This window comes from Anabaena sp. AL09 (genome assembly GCF_001672255.1).
Classification (GTDB): domain Bacteria; phylum Cyanobacteriota; class Cyanobacteriia; order Cyanobacteriales; family Nostocaceae; genus Dolichospermum; species Dolichospermum lemmermannii.
In genome coordinates this window covers 3,575-5,332 of the sequence record NZ_LJOQ01000012.1, presented here as the reverse complement: position 1 = coordinate 5,332, position 1,758 = coordinate 3,575, and the positions used below count along the sequence as shown (strand labels likewise).

General features: G+C 40.0%; 2 protein-coding genes and 1 pseudogene. 1 reads left to right on the top strand and 2 read right to left on the bottom strand.

The annotated features are described in order from the left end of the window. Nucleotides 1-236 (bottom strand): annotated as a pseudogene (locus tag AN490_RS02355) (integrase); the annotation flags it as partial. 379 nt (nucleotides 237-615) lie between these two features. On the opposite strand from AN490_RS02355, the gene AN490_RS02350 reads away from it, so the two are divergent. After that, the gene (locus tag AN490_RS02350) at nucleotides 616-1,278 is read left to right on the top strand and encodes a SnoaL-like polyketide cyclase (protein ID WP_299999606.1); all 663 of its coding nucleotides are present in this window, start codon (nucleotides 616-618) and stop codon (nucleotides 1,276-1,278) included. A 180-nt stretch (nucleotides 1,279-1,458) separates the two neighbouring features. Here the strand turns inward: AN490_RS02350 and AN490_RS02345 are convergent, their stop codons facing one another. Further along, nucleotides 1,459-1,758: an HNH endonuclease gene (locus AN490_RS02345; RefSeq protein ID WP_299999604.1), complete on the bottom strand. Its 300-nt coding sequence runs from the start codon at nucleotides 1,756-1,758 to the stop codon at nucleotides 1,459-1,461.

The window sequence follows — 1,758 nt, the reverse complement described above, 5'->3', positions numbered from 1 at the left end:
TAACGCAGTTCAGCCCAATTTAATGTCAGCGCATCACATTCATTGCTGGTAAGGATTTTGGCGATAGCGAAGCGCTCCGTAGGAATCGCATTCAAAGATTGCCTCATCGCCGAACGAGAACCGGGGGATAGAGAAGAGAGATAGACAGCAGCGGGGTGTTGAGTTAGGGGGGTGGGTGCAGTCAAAGCTAGGGAATTGACAATAGTTATTTCACCAATTTTCGGGGATTCATTCATTTACTTATCCGAAGTGCGCTTCTAGCTAGTTATATTCTGATAAGTAATATTGTAATTTGACCTTTTCCCTCAAGAAAATTTATTTGGTGTTGATGGGGCGATTTCTGTGGGGGGCTTGGCGATTCCTAGGAGCGCTTGGCGATCGCCCTCTATAAAAATTTCCCCTAAGAAAATTCTGCACGGTGTTCTCAATTCCGGTTTTCCCCAATCAAGTCGTTTTCCCTCAAGAAAATTTGGTGTTGAAGGGTGTGGTGTTTGTGTCAGTGCAAAGCAATGATAGTAACTTTCGGATTAATGCTAAGATTTTTATCATTTTGATACTGATATGATTACATAATCCTTTATGCTAGTTAAGGTTTTTTTAAGCACGTAACCTAAAATGACTAACGATAAGACTACGGAATTACCTCTTTGGGTGCAAGATAGAGAAAAAGTCCTTACTCATGATCAAGGGGTAGCATGGAGAGAAGGGAATAAGCCAGATTATTCCTACACCAATGAATTTCTGCACAAAGAAAGTAAATTCAATCATCCAGAAGGCTCATTAGAAGCGATCGCTCAAAATCTAGTGCGGACATTTGAGATGGAAGCTTCTTATAAACTGAATCCTCAGCAGTGGATTTCTATTGTTGCTGATAAGTTTAGAATGAGTAGTAATGGAGGACAAAAATATACTGCTGAAGAAGTTGTTAAGCAAGGAACTTATAACTTGTTTATAGTTGAAAATGAGCATTATTGTCCAGCCGCAGAAACTTTTGAATCATCCTATGAACTATTTCATAATGCTTTTCCCAAGGGTTTTTTATGGGAATTAACAGAAGTGCTTTCTAGTCCCCCTAATGTTAGCTTCAAATGGCGACATTGGGGAACATTTACGGGTACTTACAAAGAATATGTACCCACAGGAGAAACAATAGAGATCACGGGTATGAGTATTGCTCGTGTAACTGAAGATTTAAAGATTGAATCTTTAGAGCATTATTTTGATAATAATGCCTTTTTGCAAAAGTTAACTGCTGGTGGTTGTCCCTTTCATTCTTAAATAGAGTCCAGTTTTATAGGGTGTATTAGTAAGTTAATACACCCGCGCTTGCTTTTCTAGAGGGGTACACCATAGGCATTGCTACGGAAAAGTCGCTTATTTGAGATTTCCCCCAAGAAAATTTAGCAGTGGTTTTCAATCCTGGTTTTCCCCAGTCTGATTATTTTCCCTCAAGAAAATTCAACGATTCTCAAACCCCGACAAATCAAACAGCGACAATTGCCCCACAGAAATATTGCCCTTACCTCCTCTATGGTATCCAAGATGACATCCACTACAGAGGCAAATTAGGTTCTCAACCCTGTTATCAGCAGGATTCATGTTGTGGTGGTGAACTTGTAGATTATAGGCACGGGGTTTAATATTCTCAGCAGGTTTTTCACCAGGACGTAAGCAAACACGCCCACATTTTTGACAACACCAATTAGCTTTTTCCTTGATAGATTTAGCCAGTTCTTTCCAGTGCTTCGGGTATCCCAT

What these genes read in the sequence shown, in the direction of transcription:
- AN490_RS02345 (WP_299999604.1), bottom strand. Translation starts at nt 1,758, where the DNA reads ATGGGATACCCGAAGCACTGGAAAGAACTGGCTAAATCTATCAAGGAA.
- AN490_RS02350 (WP_299999606.1), top strand. Translation starts at nt 616, where the DNA reads ATGACTAACGATAAGACTACGGAATTACCTCTTTGGGTGCAAGATAGA.